The 19,987-nt window shown below is 35.1% G+C and carries 12 protein-coding genes; 8 read left to right on the forward strand and 4 right to left on the reverse strand.

The annotated features are described in order from the left end of the window. Positions 1–64 precede the first annotated feature (64 nt). Positions 65–2,536, reverse strand: a complete 2,472-nt coding sequence (locus tag OLM51_RS01260) for a bifunctional UDP-N-acetylmuramoyl-tripeptide:D-alanyl-D-alanine ligase/alanine racemase (protein ID WP_264552617.1) — start codon at positions 2,534–2,536, stop codon at positions 65–67. 219 nt (positions 2,537–2,755) lie between these two features. Between OLM51_RS01260 and OLM51_RS01265 the strand changes: the two genes are divergently transcribed. Next, complete coding sequence (locus OLM51_RS01265) at positions 2,756–3,361, forward strand: hypothetical protein (protein WP_264552618.1); 606 nt, start codon at positions 2,756–2,758, stop codon at positions 3,359–3,361. On the opposite strand, the gene OLM51_RS01270 is transcribed toward OLM51_RS01265, so the two are convergent. Further along, positions 3,356–4,090: a porin family protein gene (locus OLM51_RS01270; RefSeq protein ID WP_319799965.1), complete on the reverse strand. Its 735-nt coding sequence runs from the start codon at positions 4,088–4,090 to the stop codon at positions 3,356–3,358. The two genes, OLM51_RS01265 and OLM51_RS01270, sit on opposite strands and share 6 nt — an antisense overlap. Positions 4,091–4,314: 224 nt before the next feature. Between OLM51_RS01270 and OLM51_RS01275 the strand changes: the two genes are divergently transcribed. The 4 genes from OLM51_RS01275 (at position 4,315) to OLM51_RS01290 (ending at position 10,644) form a co-directional block, all read left to right on the forward strand. After that, positions 4,315–4,635: a hypothetical protein gene (locus tag OLM51_RS01275; protein WP_264552619.1), complete on the forward strand. Its 321-nt coding sequence runs from the start codon at positions 4,315–4,317 to the stop codon at positions 4,633–4,635. 158 nt (positions 4,636–4,793) lie between these two features. Continuing rightward, a complete protein-coding gene (locus OLM51_RS01280) occupies positions 4,794–7,001 on the forward strand; it encodes a TonB-dependent receptor (protein ID WP_264552620.1) in 2,208 nt (735 codons plus the stop codon). Between the two features lie 258 nt (positions 7,002–7,259). After that, the gene (locus OLM51_RS01285) at positions 7,260–9,368 is read left to right on the forward strand and encodes a prolyl oligopeptidase family serine peptidase (protein ID WP_264552621.1); all 2,109 of its coding nucleotides are present in this window, start codon (positions 7,260–7,262) and stop codon (positions 9,366–9,368) included. A gap of 283 nt (positions 9,369–9,651) precedes the next feature. Beyond that, the gene (locus OLM51_RS01290; RefSeq protein ID WP_264552622.1) at positions 9,652–10,644 is read left to right on the forward strand and encodes a Gfo/Idh/MocA family protein; all 993 of its coding nucleotides are present in this window, start codon (positions 9,652–9,654) and stop codon (positions 10,642–10,644) included. 198 nt (positions 10,645–10,842) lie between these two features. On the opposite strand, the gene OLM51_RS01295 is transcribed toward OLM51_RS01290, so the two are convergent. Together OLM51_RS01295 and dnaE are read right to left on the reverse strand one after the other, a co-directional pair. Then, on the reverse strand, positions 10,843–11,772 hold the full coding sequence (locus tag OLM51_RS01295; RefSeq protein WP_264552623.1) for a porin family protein: 930 nt from the start codon (positions 11,770–11,772) through the stop codon (positions 10,843–10,845). A 177-nt stretch (positions 11,773–11,949) separates the two neighbouring features. Further along, positions 11,950–16,479 carry a DNA polymerase III subunit alpha gene (gene dnaE, locus OLM51_RS01300; RefSeq protein WP_264552624.1) on the reverse strand — a complete coding sequence of 1,510 codons (4,530 nt, stop codon included), beginning with the start codon at positions 16,477–16,479 and terminating at the stop codon, positions 11,950–11,952. A 666-nt stretch (positions 16,480–17,145) separates the two neighbouring features. On the opposite strand from dnaE, the gene leuC reads away from it, so the two are divergent. From leuC to OLM51_RS01315, 3 genes are all read left to right on the forward strand, one after another. Continuing rightward, positions 17,146–18,540, forward strand: a complete 1,395-nt coding sequence (leuC, locus tag OLM51_RS01305; RefSeq protein WP_264552625.1) for a 3-isopropylmalate dehydratase large subunit — start codon at positions 17,146–17,148, stop codon at positions 18,538–18,540. A gap of 110 nt (positions 18,541–18,650) precedes the next feature. After that, positions 18,651–19,247, forward strand: a complete 597-nt coding sequence (gene leuD, locus OLM51_RS01310; protein ID WP_264552626.1) for a 3-isopropylmalate dehydratase small subunit — start codon at positions 18,651–18,653, stop codon at positions 19,245–19,247. Between the two features lie 125 nt (positions 19,248–19,372). Then, the gene (locus OLM51_RS01315; RefSeq protein WP_264552627.1) at positions 19,373–19,945 is read left to right on the forward strand and encodes an O-methyltransferase; all 573 of its coding nucleotides are present in this window, start codon (positions 19,373–19,375) and stop codon (positions 19,943–19,945) included. The last annotated feature ends 42 nt before the right edge of the window (positions 19,946–19,987 follow it).

The raw sequence follows: 19,987 nt of genomic DNA on the forward strand, positions 1-19,987 counted from the left end.
TTGTTAGGTTTAAGTTTATAAATATTGATATCGAAAATACGCAATTTTATTCAATTTTCTAAAATTATCTAAAAAACACGCGCTTCACGCGTTGCGAAATACTCGTCATGATCTCATAAGGAATCGTTTTTAATGCCTCAGCCATTTCCACCACAGTTGGGCTTTCGCCAAAAATTATCACCGAATCACCTTCCTTACAATCGATATGACTTACATCAACCATAAGCATATCCATGCAGACACTTCCTACGATTTTAGCTTTTTGATTTTTGATGGTAACAAAACCAACTTCATTTCCCCATAATCTCGAAATACCGTCTGCATAACCAATTGGTATTGTAGCAATTTTTGTTTCTTTTTGGGCCATAAAACGACGTCCGTAACCTACGCTGTCCCCGCACGGAATAACACGAACCTGCGAAATAATCGATTTTAAGGTTCCTACATTCTCCAGATATTTCTGCTCTGCGGGATCATTTGAAACACCATACAAACCAATTCCTAAACGAACCATATTGAATTGCGCATTCGGGAAATTGCTAATTCCGGATGTATTCAAAATATGACGAATTGGGTTTATGTTTAATTCTAATATTAATTTTGAAGATAACTGTTCGAATAAACTTATTTGCTTTTCTACAAATTCAAAATGTCTTGGTTCATCGCTTGTCGCTAAATGTGATAAAACACTTTGAACACGTACGCTCGAATTGTTTTTCAAGGTTTCTATTAATTCTTCAATTGTATTTTCTTCAAAACCTAAACGATGCATTCCTGTATCAAGTTTAATGTGAATTGGAAAATCTTTCAAATTCTTTTCTCGTGCAATTTTCAAAAAAGCATTCAGTCCTTTTAAACTATAGATCTCCGGCTCTAACTGATATTGAATAATTGAAGGAAAACTAGTCGATTCAGGATTTAAAACCATAATAGGTAATTTTACTCCGCCATTTTTCAATGAAATTCCTTCATCGGCAAAAGCCACACCCAGATAATCTACTTTATGATGTTCGAGTAATTTGGCAATTTCCAAACCTCCATTTCCGTAACCAAAGGCTTTGACCATGACCATGATTTTTACATCATTGGCCAGCTTTGATTTATAGTAATTTAAATTATGACTTATAGAATCCAGATTGATTTCGAGTACCGTTTCATGTGTTTTTTCTTCGAGAAGCGAAACAATTTCTTCAAATCGAAATGATCTTGCTCCTTTTATCAAAATCGTCTCATTATTGAAGTTTAGATTTTCAATTTCCGCTATAAACTCCGTTGTATTCTCAAACATTATGCTGTTTGGGAATTTATTTTTAAAGGAAGAAATTGTTGGTCCAATCCCAATCATGCGACTTATTTTATTATTTGAAACCAGTTGCGCCAGTTTAGAATACAATTCTTCATTTGAAAATCCGCTCTGGAAAATATCTGATAAAATAATGGTTTTGGTGGCGTTCTTTTTTTGCTGACTTTCTAAGAAATCCAAAGCAATTTTGAGCGATTGAAAATCAGAGCTATAACTATCATCAATTATACTGCAATTATTAATTCCGTTTTTAACCTCCAGACGCATATGCACCGGATACAGCATTTCTACTCTGCTCTGTATAGTATTAAAATCGTACTTAAAATAAAGCAAAACCAGTAAACAAGAAATGGTATTTTCTACCGAAGCTGAATCATTAAATGGAATTTCTAAATCGAAAATTTCATTCTGATACTGATACTGAATGAATACATTGTCATTTTTAGTTTCTTTTTTCAGAATAAAAACATCAGCAGCATTATCTGTAAAACTCCAGGAAAACAGCGCTCTTTCTTTTACTTCATATTGATTACAAAAAGTTTTCAGACTTTGGTCAACCAACGGATCCTTTTGATAAATAATCACATTCGATTCTTTAAAAAGCAATAATTTCTCGTTGATTTTTTGCTCAAGGTCATCAAAACCTTCATCATGTGCAGAACCAATGCTGGTTAATACTCCAATAGTTGGTTTAATAATTTTTTCGAGATTGTCCATTTCCTTAACCGTCGAAATTCCGGCCTCAAAAATTCCTAAATTATGTTTTTCATTGATGGCAAGAACAGACAACGGGACTCCGACCTGAGAGTTATAACTTTTAGGACTTCTTATAATATTATAATCCGGGCTCAATAAAAAATTAAGCCATTCTTTTACTATTGTTTTTCCATTGCTTCCCGTTAAACCAATAACAGGGAAATGATATAAATTACGGTAAAAACCAGCCAACTGCTGAAATGCTTTTAAAGTATTTTTTACCACCAAAAAATGGGCTTTATCTTTTACATTTTCAGGAATATATTGCACTACAAAATTCTGAACCCCTTTTTCAATAAGTTCAGCAATGTATAAATGAGCATCATTATTGGCACCAGACAACGCAATGAACAAGGTTTGTGATCCGTTTTGCAACGAACGACTGTCGATTGAAATGTGATCTACAAAAATATCAGTATCATTACCTAACCATTTGGCATCAAGCACCGGGACAAGGTTTTTAAGATTTATGCTCATTTAGAATTTCTTTTTGTCAAATTTAAAAAAAGGTTTGCCACCAATTACACCAATTTCCACTAATTTTTTTGTTTAAATTGAACGTCTCTCTCAAAATTTTCAGGCTGGCATAAATGAATCATACGTTAATTAACAGAATGAAATTCGGGAAAATTGGTGTAATTCGTAGCAAAAACCATTATTTGATTATATTTGTTGAACACCATTAATCAGATTGTTTTGAAAAGAATCCTGCCATTATTCTCCTATATCTTACATCCTATTTTTATTTCGATGTATGCTACCTTATTTTACCTTTTTTGTAAAGATGATGCTTTTACCAATCAGGAAAAATACTTTGTTTTATTTCAAATTCTGATTATTACGATTTTGGTTCCTGTTTTATTTTTCCTGTTGTTAAAGTCAACCGGACATGTAAGTTCAGTTATGGTACATGAAACTTCGCAACGTAAAATTCCGCTAATATTACAATGCTTTTTGTATATTTTATTGGTTAAAAGAAGTATTATAATATCTCGTTATCCGGAATTACATTTCTTTTTTCTGGGTGCTTTATTCAGTACTATTCTGGCCTTAGTCTGTGCTTTATTCAAAATTAAAGCGAGTTTGCATACCGTTGCCATTAGTGGCTTTGCGATCTTTGTAATTGGTTTAAATATGCATTTACAAATGCAAAATCCGTATTGGCCTGCATTATTGGTTCTTCTAACAGGAGTTGTAGCTTCATCCAGATTAGAAATGAATGCCCATACACCCAAAGAAATCATTATTGGCCTTGCAATTGGGGTTTTTCCGCAGCTTTTATTTTTGTTTTTGTGGCTATAGAATATAGAATATCAATCCGGCATTCAGCGTTTTTAAATTAATCTTTTCACCACTTAAGGTGGTCGCTGATTTATATAAAGGATTTAACCCATAATAAACATAAATATTCCAGGTATTAAACCCTGCCGAAAGATAGGGGCCATATTGAAATTTATTGATATCTGTATTGTTCTTTATTTTGTATTTCACTTCACCATCATCCAAAAGAGAAGAACTTGAGAACACATAACTTAATTTTACGCCCAAATATACCCTCCAAAATTTAGTGCTTTCAAAAGTTGAAGTACGCCATCTAAATTCTATAGGAACATCTACACTATATTGTTTGTATCGATTAGAAACAAACTCTCCATAATTTGAAACACTATAAACTATCGCATCCGACCCGTCTCTGGACACGGTAAGATTTTGGTAATAATTTTGATAACTCAAACCTATACCTGCAGCAATTGCATATGTACGGGCTTTATTGATAGGCATATCACGCAAAAAACCACCCGAAAGTCCGGCAGAGAATTTGTTTTGCTTAAAATTATCCGGTAAATCTGTAAACATATTGTAGGTTACAGTAAAATAAAACTGATCTTCACGATACAAAGAATCGATTTTAACGACTGGTTTTACTTCGGTTTTTACTTCTTCCTGAGAAAAAGCATTGAAAAACGAAACTAAAAACAAACAACTAAAAAGAATTCGCATATCGTATTTTGGTTTAATGGAAGTTTTCAAGTAAACGTTTTTTGGGGTTGATTTATTTTACATACAAATATAATATAATGCCAGTTCAAGATGAGATTTGAAAGCAATAATTCTCTTTTTCACGACGAAGAAAATCTTTTGTTGCGTTTTTTTCAATAAATCGGCAACAGAATCAAAAAAATGACCCACTTTTTCATTGCTCTTTTATACCTTTGTCCTGTATGAAGAAAAAGCAGCTCATAATAAGTCTTTCTATGGCGCTGACAATATTGTTCTCAATATTGTTTCAGTCTTTACATAGTTATGAGCATATTATAAAGCAGCTATCAGAAAAACAGTGTCATCACGATTACAATGATCCAAGCGGAGAAATAACGCATCAGCACCATAATTATGATCTTTGTTACATTTGTAATTTTGCTTTTGGAAGTTATATAGTTCCGGAAAATTTTTCATTTCAGTTCCATACTTTTCATAAAGAAATCCCTTATTTCTTTGCTTTTTCAGAAAATATAAATTCATTTTCAGAAAGTGCTTATTTCTTACGTGGTCCTCCTACTGCTATAATTTCTTAAATTTTCGGTACATCCGAATAAAACAACCTCTTTAAATCTGAATTTAAAATCACGTTAAGTTTCCTCATCCTATTTACTAATTAGGATCAGAATGCTTTGCCGTCTGTTTTATATTCTTTTTGAAAGAAGAAATCAATTAACTATAGCATCATTTTCAAATGAAAAAAATAATATTAGCCCTTATTCTGGGGTTTTCGAGCCTTTTATCTGCTCAAAATTCTGTAACAGGAATTGTTACCGACGCTCAAAATAAACCTGTACCGGGTGTTTCTGTTTATGCTCCGGAATTACATAAAGGAACTACAACAGACGAAAACGGAAAATACGAAATGAAAAATCTGCCAAACGGAAGTTTGCGTCTTGCTTTTTCTTTCGTTGGATTTGCCCCTCAAAACAAAACTATTGCAAAATTACTAAAGCAAAACACCTTAGATATAACACTTTTAGAGTCTATTCTGGAAATGGACGAAGTTGTGGTCTCGACTCCTTTTAACAAATTACAATCGCAAAACGTAATGAAAATTGAGCACGAAAGTATCAAAACACTACAGCAAAAAGGAACTTCAACTTTAATAGAAGGTTTAGCTACAATTCCGGGAGTTTCTCAGATTTCGACAGGAACTTCTATAGGAAAACCAGTTATTCGAGGACTTAGCGGAAATCGTGTTTTAGTTTATTCTCAGGGTGTTCGTATCGAAAACCAACAGTTTGGAGACGAACATGGTTTAGGTTTAAACGATGCCGGAATAGAAAGTGTTGAAGTAATAAAAGGCCCTGCATCTTTATTGTATGGTTCTGATGCCTTGGGTGGTGTTTTATATTTCAATCCTGAAAAATTTGCTGATGCCGGAACTTTTAAAGCTAATTTCAGTCAAAAATATTTTACCAATACACAGGGAAGTAATTCTTCTATCGGATTAAAAACATCTACAGATAACTGGAAATTTTTAGCACGTGGAAGTTACAACACGCATTCTGATTATAAAATTGCAGATGGAGACCGTGTAACGAATTCACGTTACAATGAAACCGATTTTAAAACAGGAATCGGTTACAGTAATTCAAGTTTTTCAAGTGTTTTACGCTACAATTACAACAAACTGGATATTGGAATTCCGGAAGATGGAATTGCAGAACAATCTTCAAGTAAAGATACGCAGTTTCCAAGACAAGGAATTTTCAATCATTTATTGAGTTTGAATAATGTTATCTTTTTTGAAAACTCAAAACTGGATGTCGATTTAGGTTATATTGCAAACGACAGAAGTGAATTTGAAGACAGCAACGACGCTTCACTTCACATGAAACTGAACACTTTCAATTACAATGCAAAATACCATTTCCCTAAATTTGGAAAAATTGAAACTATTTTAGGAGTTCAGGGAATGCATCAAACCAATAAAAACTCGGGTGAAGAATATTTAATTCCCGATGCCACTACAAATGATTTTGGTGTTTTTGGAACAGCAAATTACGAATGGAACAGCAGCGTTATCCAGGCAGGATTACGTTTTGACAACCGAAATGTTAATTCTATTGCACATGGAACAGCCGGTGAAGAAGGATATTTTGAAGCTCTGGACCGATCTTTTGACAGTTTTAATGCTTCTTTGGGATACAAAACTAAACTGGCTGAACCTTTAACGCTTCGTCTAAATGTAGCAACAGGCTTTAGAGCACCAAACTTGGCTGAATTAACTTCGAATGGTGTTCATGAAGGAACAAATCGATATGAAATTGGAAACGCTGATTTAAAAACAGAACAAAACGTTCAAACCGATCTAAACTTAGAATATAAAAACTCTCACTTCGAGTTCTTCGTTAACGGGTTTTACAACCATGTAAACAATTATATTTACACTTCGCCAACCGGGGAAACTTTAGATAATAATGATGTTTTTGCTTATGTTCAGGATAACGCAAAATTATTTGGAGGAGAAGTTGGTTTACACTTTCACCCTCATCCGTTAGATTGGTTACATTTTGAAACTAGTTTTGAAACTGTTACGGGTAAAAAAGACAATGATGATTATTTGCCTTTAATTCCTGCTAATAACTGGAATAATACACTTAGAACTGAATTCAACATCAAAAACTGGTTAAGCGAAGGTTTTGCTTCATTAAACGTTTCTTCAACTTTCAATCAAGATAATGTAAGTGGTTTCGAAACCGCTTCAAAAGGCTATACTTTAGTTAATTTAGGTTTTGGAGGAACAGTAAAACTAGGTAAAACAGCTTTTGATGTAAACTTAAACGGAAACAATTTATTCGACAAAAAATATATTGCACACCTTTCGAGATTAAAAACAGACGGTATCCCAAATATTGGAAGAAATATCGTTTTGGGAGTTAATTTTAATTTATAATTTTTACTTAACCGCAAAGAGCGCAATCCCGATAGCTATCGGGATACGCAAGGTTCGCTAAGTTTTATTTTATAAAATAACGATTAAAAGAATCTCGCAAAGACACCAAGTCGCAAAGAAATTTTAAAACTTTGCGCCTCCGCGTCTTTGCGAGATTAATTTTGCGTGCTTTGCGTAAACTCTTTGCGTTCTTTGCGGCTAATAACACAACAATCTCACAGAAAGTGCTATTTTTGTTACAACAGATAAAAACTAACTATGAAAAAAACATTTTTATTAATGGCCATTACAACTGCAGGAATTTCATTTGGACAAAATAAAATTCAATATCCGGAAACCAAAAAAGGGGAAACTGTCGATGTGTATTTTGATACTAAAGTAAGCGATCCTTACCGCTGGCTGGAAGATGATAAATCTGATGAAACAGGAGCCTGGGTTAAAGCCGAAAACAAAGTAACATATGGTTATTTAGATCAAATTCCGTTTCGCGAAGAACTTAAAAAGCGAATGGAAAAGCTTTGGAATTATGAAAAAATTGGGGCTCCACATACAGAAGGAAAGTTCACTTATTATTCTAAAAATAACGGACTTCAGAATCAATCTGTTGTTTACCGAAAAGATAAAAGCGGCAAAGAGGAAGTTTTTCTTGACCCAAATACATTTTCTAAAGACGGAACAACCTCTCTTGGTGGTTTAGATTTCTGCAAAGATGGCAGCAAAGCAGCTTACTCTATTTCTGAAGGAGGAAGTGACTGGAGAAAAGTGATTCTTATTGATGTTGTCTCTAAGAAAGTTTTAGAAGACACTTTGGTTGATATCAAATTCAGTGGCGTTTCATGGCACGGAAATGAAGGTTTTTACTATTCTAGTTACGATAAACCAAAAGGAAGCGAATTATCTGCAAAGACAGATCAGCACAAATTATATTTTCATAAGTTAGGAACTTCTCAAAAAGAAGATAAAGTTATTTTTGGTGCCGATCAGAAGAGAAGATATGTTGGCGGCTATGTTACCGAAGACAGTCATTATTTAGTAATTACAGCAGCCAATTCTACTTACGGAAACGAATTGTACATTAAAGATCTAACTAAACCAAATAGTCCAATTGTTACCATCGTAGACAACTTTAACAGTTCAAATTCAATTATTGAAACCGAAGGAACAAAATTATTTATCGAAACTGATTTTAATGCCCCAAACGGACGTGTTGTTTCTGTTGACGCAAACAATCCTAAACCTGAAAACTGGAAAGATTTTATTGCTGAAACACAAAATATTTTATCTCCTTCTACCGGTGCCGGCTATTTCTTTGCCAATTATACCAAAGATGCTGTTTCGTTTGTTCAGCAATATGATTACAACGGAAAATTAGTTCGAGAAATCAAACTTCCTGCTGTTGGTACTGCAGGTGGGTTTGCCGGGAAAAAAGCCGAAAAGATTCTATACTACAGCTTTGCAAATTATACAACTCCGGGAAGCATTTACTCTCTTGAGCCAAAATCAGGTAAATCTGAAGTGTACCAAAAACCAAAAGTTGATTTCAAAAGTGAGGATTATGAGTCTAAACAAGTATTCTACACCTCAAAAGATGGTACTAAAATCCCGATGATTATTACCTATAAAAAAGGAACAAAATTAGACGGTAAAAATCCAACTATACTTTATGGTTATGGCGGATTCAATATTAGTTTAACACCAACTTTCAGTATTGCAAATGCGGTTTGGATGGAAAACGGAGGTGTTTATGCGGTTGCCAATTTGAGAGGTGGCGGTGAATACGGAAAAAAATGGCATGATGCAGGAACTAAACTTCAAAAACAAAATGTATTTGATGATTTTATCGCTGCAGCGGAATATTTAATTGCACAAAAATATACGTCTTCTGATTACCTGGCTATTCGTGGAGGATCTAACGGAGGATTATTAGTTGGTGCAACAATGACACAACGCCCTGATTTAATGAAAGTAGCTTTGCCTGCTGTTGGTGTTATGGACATGCTTCGTTACCACACTTTTACTGCTGGTGCAGGATGGGCATACGATTACGGAACAGCTCAGGACAACAAAGAAATGTTTGAATATTTAAAAGGATATTCTCCAGTTCAAAATGTGAAAAAAGGAGCTCATTATCCTGCAACTATGGTTACAACCGGAGATCATGATGATCGTGTTGTTCCGGCTCACAGTTTTAAATTTGCTGCCGAATTGCAAGATAAACAAACGGGAGAAAACCCTGTTTTAATTAGAATTGATGTTAAAGCCGGTCATGGCGCAGGAAAATCTGTTGCTGCTACAATTCAGGAAAATGTAGACATTCAGGCATTCACACTTTATAATATGGGTTATAAAGCTTTGCCTAGTAAGTAAGACTTTAAACTGATTTTTTTTTTAGCCACGAATTCACGAATTATTTTCTGAATATCGTGGCTTTTATTTTGCCACGAATTACACGAATTTCCACTAATTAAAATTTTGAAAAATATGCAATAGCAATTGTTGCTGTTTTTACAGATTACAAAGTAAAAGCACAGGGGCTAAAATCATTTTTTATCCTTTTAATCTGTGGCAAACCCTCAAAAAAATAATTCGTGAAAATTCGTGTAATTCGTGGCCAACCTTTTTTAAATTTGAAAAACTTAAAACTTAAACCATGAAAATTATAAAATGGGGAATTATAGGCTGTGGCAACGTAACCGAAGTTAAAAGCGGACCAGCATTTCAGAAAGCTCCCAATTCTGCTTTGGTTGCCGTAATGCGACGTGATGCAGCACTTGCCGAAGATTACGCCAAACGCCATAATGTTCCCAAATGGTATTCGGACGCACAGGATTTGATAAATGATCCTGAGGTTGATGCCGTATATATTGCGACTCCGCCTTCTTCCCATAAAGAATACACTATTTTATGCGCCAAAGCAGGAAAACCTGTGTACGTAGAAAAACCTATGGCCTTGACTTTTGAAGAATGCAACGAAATGATTAGCGCATGTAAAGAGCACAATGTGCCGCTATTTGTAGCATATTACAGAAGAAGTTTGCCAAGATTTTTAAAGATTAAAGAAATAATTGATCAGGGAAAATTAGGAAACATCAGACATGTAAATTGTGTTTTATACCATCCTTTTGAAGAACGTTACGATGACGAAATCAATCTTCCGTGGACTGTTTTGCCACATATTTCAGGAGGAGGAATATTTGTTGATCTGGCCTGCCATACTTTAGATTTTCTGGATTTTGTTTTAGGACCGATTAAATCTGTTCGAGGACATGCAAGTTCTCAGCTTCTGGCCTATCCGGCGGAAGATTCGGTTTCAATGTCCTTTTTATTTGAAAATGGAATTCACGGTTCAGGCCTATGGAATTTTGCCAGTTTTGAGCGTTATGATAATACCGAAATTGTGGGCGATAAAGGAAAAATTTCTTTTTCAACATTTGGAAATGACCCGATACATATTCAGTATACCAATGGAGAAAAGGAAAGCATTACGATAGAAAATCCGCTTCATATCCAACAACCATGTATTGAAGCTATTGTTACTGAACTTTTGAGCAATGGAATTTCTCCATCAAAAGGAACTTCCGGAGCCAGAACAACCTGGGTTATTGATCAGGTTTTGAAGGAATTTAGAGAAGCTTCAAAATAATATTTAATTGAATTGCCTCCCACTTTAGCTGGAGGGATACATAAAAAATCTTTGACAAAGTTTAAAACTTTGACAAAGATAAGACCAAACAGTTTGTCATAGAAATCGAAATGACAAAAAATGGCCTAAAAAAAAAGAGGATATCCCTTCGAATATCCTCTTTTGTATAAACTATAAACTATAAAAAAAATCGGAAAATTATAGGCTGTACTTAAGACCTAAAGTTAATCCTAAACCAGAAATTCCAACATAAGAACTTAATTCGTCCATTGGTTTATCTTTATTTACACCATTAGGATTTGTAGCAGCGTTATTTGAATTAACATCTATACCATCTCTATAATTTGTGTGAATTTGAGCAGTTGATCTGGTAGCTAAAGCATCATTACCATTAACTGTAAAGTCAGTAGTTTCTTTAGTTTTTCCGTGTACTGTGAAGTTACGGTATTCTAATTCAGCAAAAGCAGAAATGTGTTTTCCTAATTTATAAGATGTACCTAAAGCAGCAGAAAATCCTAAAGTTGGATTAGGCTTTACTTTATCAACACTATGAACATTTCCAAAAACCGGAGCTCCTGTACCTGGATTAACTCCTACTGGTGCAACTGCATCTGTAGTGATTTCTAAATCTCCGTGAATTGGAACTAAAACACCAACTTTAGTATAAGGTTCAAAACCATGAGATTCTCCTAAAAACATAACAAGCGATGGAGCGATATCAAAAGCAGTGATTTCACCAACTGATTTAAAGTTATAAGTTCCTGATGCTGGAATGTAAGGTACATCTGTTGTTGTTTGCGCCATAGTTTTAGTATTACTAGAGTAGTAATTTGCTCCTAATTCAACTCCTAAACGAGTAGAAAAACGGTAACCAGCTGTAATTCCAGTTCTAAATCCTTGTCCAAAAGAACCTGTTATACTTTTTTCAGAAACTAGTTTACCTCCAACATAAGTTCTGTTCATTGCATCATGTCCTCCAACAGTTGGAAACTCAGTTGAAGCAGTTTGGTTGAAATAAGATCCACCTAATTTAAAATACCAGCTTTCTGGTTTATCTGCTTTTTCTGTTTGCGCCATTGTGGCCATAGAGCAAACTAATAATCCTAATAAAAATAGGTTCTTTTTCATAATTCTGATTTAATTAATTTATGCAAACATAAAATATTTTAACATATTCTTAAGGTCTGCAAAGTTAGACTTGGTACGAAAACGTTGTAATTTCGGGCAATATTACTAAAAAACTATTATGCATGCATAATTTTAACATAAAAATTTTCAATAATTCTAAAATTTAACTGTTAAAATTTAATTCAGCTTAAAGTTAATCTGCATTTTCTCCAATTCCTGTAATAGCTCAGCCGAAATCCTGACTTTTAATCTACGACTTGGCATTGTTAATTTGGTCACCACTTTTATTTCTTCAACTTCATTTACCTCCTGAATCTTAGTGTCTTCCATTGCACTATCTTCATTTTCACCATCAAAAACAGCATCTTCAGCTTCAAAATCTGTTGGAGTCTCTACCTCAACCAAACGTTTTATTTTTTCCAATTCCATGATTTCAAACGTCACAGAATTCTCTCCTTTGTTTTCAGCAAATAAATGACTCAATTTATGAATGAACTCCGGATGCAAATCTTTTATATTCAATAAAACGATTAGCTTTTTAGCGAAAGCTTCCAGAATATCCTGCAATTGGCGAATCTCGACAAACTGCATCCTTGGATCGGTTTTTTTACCTGTATCATGATTTACCCAGCCATCTTTTATCATTATTTTTAAGAAGGCAAAATTGTTCTGAATTAAGAAGTGACGGAATTTTAAATATTCTTCACCAAAAATCTTAAACTCATAACTTTCATCATAGCCCTCTAAATTGAATGCCGCCCAGCCTTTTCCGTTTTTAGCAACACGGTGCTGAACGTTATTAATAATTCCAGCAAAGTGTAAATTCTTTCCAACATATTCATTCATACTTTTCAAGGCTTCCAAACGGGCGTTGCAGAAGTATTTCATCTCAAACCTAAAATCATCAAGCGGATGCCCAGAAATGTAGATTCCGACAACTTCTTTTTCTTTTGCCAGTTTTTCCATTGTACTCCAATCTTCACATGCAGGAATAATTGGCTCTGCAATCTGCACTTCGCTTGCCTCTCCAAACAAACTTACTTGAGATGAATTTTCATTTTCCTGAAACTTTGATCCATACCGAATTGCTTTTTCATAAAATGTAATTCCGTCGCCATCATCATGAAAATATTGTGCTCTGGTTGTTCCTTCAAAAGAGTCGAAACCACCAGCAAGTACTAAGTTTTCAATCGCTTTTTTATTGGCTGCACGCAAATCAATTCGCTGTGCCAAATCAAAAATCGATTTATATCTTCCGTCTTTTCTATTTTCCACAATAGTTTCTACTGCTCCCGAACCAACTCCTTTAATTGCCCCCATTCCAAAACGAACGGCATAATCATCGTTTACGGTAAATTTATAATAAGATTCATTTACGTCTGGTCCAAGAACCTGCAATCCCATACGTTTACATTCTTCCATAAAGAACGAAACCTGTTTGATATCGTTCATGTTATTTGAAAGTACCGCCGCCATATATTCAGCAGGATAATGCGCTTTCAAATAAGCAGTCTGATACGCAATCCAAGCATAACAAGTCGAGTGCGATTTATTGAAGGCGTAACTCGCAAAAGCTTCCCAGTCTTTCCAGATTTTCTCCAGAACCTTGGCATCATGACCTTTTGCAGCCGCTTGTTCAACAAACTTCGGCTTCATTTTATCCAGTACATCTTTTTGTTTCTTACCCATCGCTTTACGCAAAACGTCGGCCTCACCCTTTGTAAATCCTGCCAAAGACTGAGACAAAAGCATTACCTGCTCTTGGTAAACGGTAATTCCGTACGTTTCAGACAAATATTCGGCACAGGCATCTAAGTCGTATTTGATTTCCTCGTCACCGTTTTTTCTTCGAACGAAAGACGGAATATACTCCAAAGGTCCCGGACGATAAAGTGCATTCATGGCAATTAAATCTCCAAAAACCGTTGGTTTCAGGTCTTTCATGTATTTCTGCATCCCGGGTGACTCATATTGGAAGATTCCAACGGTTTCACCTCTTTGGAAAAGTGCATACGTTTCTTCATCATCGATTGGGAAAGTATCAGGATCCAGATCAATATTTGTTCTGTATTTTACCAGTTTTACGGTGTCTTTTATCAGTGTAAGGGTCTTCAGACCCAAGAAATCCATTTTTAGCAATCCCGCACTTTCAGCAACCGAGTTATCAAACTGTGTTACATATAAATCAGAATCTTTTGCAGTCGTTACAGGAACATAATTCGTAATGTCTGATGGCGTAATAATTACACCACAGGCATGAATCCCTGTATTTCGCATTGATCCTTCAAGAATTTTTGCCTGCTGAATGGTTTCTCCTGCCAAATCATCTTCATTGGCAATCGCGATTAGTTCTTTTACATTATCAAATTCGTCAGAACGAAGTGCTTTTTTAACCTCCTCTTCGCTTTCAGAAATAAAACGCGCCAAATTCCATTTTGACGGCATCATTCCCGGAATCAATTTTGCAATTCTATCGGCTTCAAATAGAGGTAAATCCAGTACACGAGCTGTATCACGAATTGCTGATTTGGTTGCCATTTTACCATACGTGATAATCTGAGCCACCTGTTTTTGACCGTATTTATTGATTACATAATCCATTACTCGTCCACGACCCTCGTCATCAAAGTCAATATCAATATCGGGCATCGATACACGGTCAGGATTTAGGAAACGCTCAAAAAGTAAGTCGTATTTAATCGGGTCAATATTGGTAATTCCGAGACAATATGCAACGGCAGAACCAGCTGCAGATCCACGTCCTGGCCCTACCGATACATCCATTTTTCTAGCCTCGGCAATGAAATCCTGTACAATCAAGAAATAACCCGGATATCCTGAATTCGAAATCGTTAATAATTCAAAATCCAAACGTTCCTGAATCGATTCGGTTATTACGCCATATCTTCTTTCAGCTCCTCGCATTGTAAGGTCTCGTAAATAAGCATTTTCACCGCGAACACCATTATCCTTTTCATCTTCCGGATCAACAAATTCTTCTGGAATATCAAACTTCGGAAGTAATACATCACGGTAAAGCGAATATCCTTCAACTTTATCTATAATTTCCTGAATGTTAATAATCGCTTCGGGCAAATCGGCAAAGAGTTTTTTCATCTCTGCTTCCGACTTGAAATAGTATTCCTGATTCGGAAGTCCGTAGCGGTAACCACGTCCACGTCCGATAGGTGTTGCCTGTTTTTCACCGTCTTTTACACAAAGTAAAATATCGTGCGCATTGGCATCTTCTTTATTTAAATAATAAGTATTATTAGTCGCAATTAATTTGACATTGTGTTTTTGAGCAAATTCAATCAGAGTTTTATTCACACGATTTTCATCTTCCTGATTGTGGCGCATTACTTCCAGATAGAAATCTTCGCCAAATTGTTCCTTCCACCAAACCAGAGCTTCTTCGGCTTGGTTTTCACCAATATTCAGGATTTTACTCGGAATCTCTCCGTATAAATTCCCAGACAGAACCATGATATCGCCTTTGTATTTTTCGACGATATTTTTGTCAATTCTCGGCACATAATAAAATCCTTCGGTATACGCAATCGAAGCCATTTTAGCCAAATTATGATACCCTGCTTTATTTTTGGCCATTAAAACAACCTGATAACCGTTGTCTTTTTTGCTTTTATCTAAGTGATTTTCACAGATGTTAAATTCACAGCCAACAATTGGTTTTACTTCGGTTTCAGTTGGTTCTTCCCCAGCTTCAACCAAAGCTTTATTTTTTCCAGAAGCCGCTTTATTGTGGTTCATAACGGCGCTCACAAAATGGAAAGCTCCCATCATGTTTCCGGTATCGGTCATGGCAACGGCTGGCATTCCGTTTTTAGCGGCAGCGGCAACTATATTTCCAATTCCGATAGTCGATTGAAGAACCGAAAACTGTGTATGATTGTGTAAATGCGCAAATTTTGCTGCTTTAAAATCAGCTTTATCTTCTTCTGAAACAACATTTTGCTGTCCTTCTCCAGCTAAAGCTTTAAGCTGCTCTCTGATTTTATCCGAAGCTGCTTTTAAATTGATGTGTTTTAAACCAATAAGCTTAAACGGTTCCGGATTTCTTCCTTGAAATTCTTTGAAATATTCCTTAGGAACGTCCAGTTCTTCTTTGGTAAAAACCTCTCTTCTAACCAATTCAAGAAAACAACGCGTAGTTGCCTCAACGTCGGCAGTTGCGTTGTGCGCTTCCGCGAAAGGCTTGTCGAATAAATAACTGTGTAATTCTGTTAATGTTGGAAGTTTGAATTTCCCTCCACGACCTCCGGGAAGCTGTAATAACGAAGCCGTAACTTCTGTACAGGTATCCAAAACAGGCATCGAACTCATCTGAGACTCCACTCCCATTCTATGAAACTCGGCCCCCATAATATTAACGTCGAAACCTAGATTCTGACCTACAATAAATTTGGTTTTACTTAATGCAATATTAAATTTTTCCAGAACTTCAGCCAGCGTAATTCCGTCGGCTTCAGCCAATTCTGTCGAAATTCCGTGAATACGTTCTGCATCATACGGAATATTAAATCCCTCTGGTTTTACCAAATAATCCTGATGCTCTATAAGCTGCCCCATTTCGTCATGAAGCTGCCATGCAATCTGAATACAGCGAGGCCAGTTATCAGAATCTGTAATTGGTGCATCCCAACGTTTTGGTAATCCGGTTGTTTCGGTATCGAATATTAAATACATAGAGTTCTAAAAAAACAAGTTTAAAAATTCCAAATCTCAAGCTTTTCATGCCGCAAAACACTGACAACATGAAACATAATAAAATGCGAACTAGAAAATGGAAGAAGTTCAAATTTACGTTTTTTTTGGAGATAGAAAATGGATAATTTCTTAAAACGCCATTCTTATTTATTCATCAGTTTTTATCATAAAAAACATAAAATTTCATAAAAATACACTTCTTGGATGTCGTAGTATTTTGATCATTTATTGAATCTAAATAACCGTCTAAAAACGCTATTAAAAGGTTAAAAAAACCAAAAAAGCAACTGTTTTACCCAGAATTCAAAATTGATAATTATTACTATCTTTATTTAATTTGTTACATTTTTTTAAACAAAACAACACATCTGATGATTATTTTAAGATAAATTTGCCAACTATTAAAATTAAAACCAGTGTAACAAATTTTAAATTGAAAAAGAAAATCAAAATCAATTTACGTTTTATTTTTTGATCAAAATTCAATATACAAAACTGTATTCACAATTTGTATTTTAGTTTGGGTATCGTATATAATGAAATATTGAAATTGACGCTTTTGCATCTTTTTTTACTTTTGTTTTGCTATTATAATGAACAGGAAATTGCTGTGATTATAGAAATTACAATTAAAAAAAAATAAAAATGAGTAAGACATTATTTGACAAAGTATGGGATTCACATGTTGTGCGTAAAATTGAAGATGGACCAGATGTGTTTTTTATTGATCGCCATTTCATTCATGAAGTTACGAGTCCTGTTGCTTTTTTAGGATTAAAAGCCCGAGGCGTTAAGGTTTTATACCCTGAGCGTACTTTTGCAACTGCAGATCACAATACCCCAACTATAAACCAACATTTACCAGTTCAGGATGCTTTATCGGCAAACCAGCTTAAAGCTCTTGAGGACAATGCAACTGAATACGGAATTTCGCACTGGGGATTAGGTCATCAAAAAAATGGAATTGTACACGTAGTAGGTCCTGAAAACGGAATTACTTTACCAGGCGCTACAATTGTATGTGGTGATTCGCATACGTCTACTCACGGTGCTTTTGGAGCAATTGCTTTTGGTATCGGAACTTCTGAGGTTGAAATGGTGCTTTCTACACAATGTATCATGCAGCCTAAACCAAAGAAAATGCGTATTAACGTAAATGGTCAATTAAGCAAAGGTGTTGGTCCAAAAGACGTCGCACTTTATATTATTGCTCAGTTAACTACTTCTGGAGGAACAGGTTATTTTGTTGAATATGCCGGTGATGTTTTCGAAAACATGACTATGGAAGGACGTATGACAGTTTGTAATTTAAGTATCGAAATGGGTGCGCGTGGAGGAATGATCGCTCCTGACCAAACTACTTTCGATTTCCTTGAAGGAAGATTATACGCTCCAAAAGGAGAAGCCTGGACAAAAGCTATTGAATACTGGAAAACGCTAAAAACGGATGCTGATGCTGTTTTTGATGCTGAATTAAACATCAAAGCTTCAGACATTGAACCAATGATTACTTATGGTACTAACCCAGGAATGGGAATTGGTATTACAAAACATATCCCAAGTGCAAAAGAAGTTGAAGGTGGTGAGGAAACTTACAAAAAATCTTTGGCTTACATGGGCTTCCACGAAGACGACGTAATGATTGGAAAACAAATCGATTATGTTTTCTTGGGAAGTTGTACAAACGGACGTATTGAAGATTTTAGAGCTTTCGCCGAAATTGTAAAAGGAAGAAAAAAAGCAGATAATGTTACCGCTTGGTTAGTTCCGGGTTCTCACGTTGTTGAAGCTCAGATTAAAGAAGAAGGCATCTTGGATATTTTAACTGAAGCTGGTTTCGTATTACGTCAGCCGGGTTGTTCTGCTTGTTTAGCTATGAACGATGATAAAGTCCCTGCTGGAAAATACGCAGTAAGTACTTCAAACAGAAACTTTGAAGGTCGTCAGGGCCCTGGTTCAAGAACGCTTTTAGCAAGTCCAATTATGGCTGCGGCTGCGGCTGTTACCGGAAAACTAACAGATCCTAGAGAATTATTCTAATTCTCGCTGTAAGCTTTAAGCAATAGGCTTTAAGCTAAAAATTCAATACAAAAACAATGCTGTAGAAAAAAGCCTAAAGCTTAAAGCCTACAGCCTAAAGCAAAACAAAAATGGCATACGATAAATTTAATATACTTACCAGCAGTGCAGTGCCACTGCCAATCGAGAACGTCGATACAGATCAAATCATTCCGGCTCGTTTCTTAAAAGCTACAAAACGTGAAGGTTTTGGAGACAATCTTTTTAGAGATTGGAGATACAATGGAGACGATACTCCAAAAGCAGATTTCGTTTTAAACAATTCGACTTACTCTGGAAAAATCCTTGTTGGAGGAAAAAACTTTGGTTCAGGATCTTCAAGAGAGCATGCAGCATGGGCGGTTTATGATTACGGATTCCGCGCCGTAGTTTCTAGTTTCTTTGCAGATATCTTCAAAGGAAACTGTTTAAATATTGGAGTTTTACCAGTTCAGGTAAGTCCTGAATTTGCTGATACTATTTTCAAGGCAATTGAAGCTGATCCAAAAACAGAATTAGAAATCAATTTGCCAGAACAAACGATTACTTTATTGTCTACCGGACAGCAAGAATCCTTTGCCATTAATGGATACAAAAAGAACAATATGATTAATGGCTTTGATGACATTGATTATTTACAAAATATTAAAGAAGATATTGTGGCTTTTGCCGATAAGCTTCCTTACTAACTACCAACCTAAAAAAAAGCAGTTACTCAAGCTTCAACTTTAAAGGTTGATTCTGGTAACTGCTTTTATAATTTAAAAGTGAATTCCATCGAAAATTAATACAATCAATTAAGCACTTACTAAAAATGGATGACAATCGTATTGAATTACCTAAATCTTACTCAGACATCAAAATTGATTCTGAAAAAATTTCATTTTCAATGCCTTCAGATCTACAAACAGGAAGTCTTCTTAGAACATTGGCTACAACAAAAAAAGATGGCAATTTTTTAGAATTAGGAACCGGAACTGGTTTATCACTTTCATGGATAGCTGATGGAATGTGTAAAAACTCAAAATTGATTTCGATTGATAATTTATTAGAATATCAAAACATTGCAAAAAAACACATTCAAAATCCAAACATTTCATTTGTTTGTGAAGATGCTGAAAGATGGATTTTAAATTATACAGATTTAAAGTTTGATTTGATTTTTGCCGATGCATGGCCCGGAAAATATGTGGTTCTGGAAGAAACTTTAGATCTTCTGAATCCTGGTGGCATTTATTTGATCGACGATATGTTACCTCAATCAAACTGGCCAAAAAACCACGATAAAAATGTAGAAATTCTTATTCAGGATTTAGAAAAAAGAAATGACATTCAATTAACAAAAATGCGTTGGTCAACTGGTTTAATTCTGATCACTAAAAAATAAATATTAATGAACTGATGTATCATTAAAGCTTACAATATAATA

It is taken from the genome of Flavobacterium sp. N2038 (assembly GCF_025947185.1).
Classification (GTDB): Bacteria; Bacteroidota; Bacteroidia; order Flavobacteriales; family Flavobacteriaceae; genus Flavobacterium.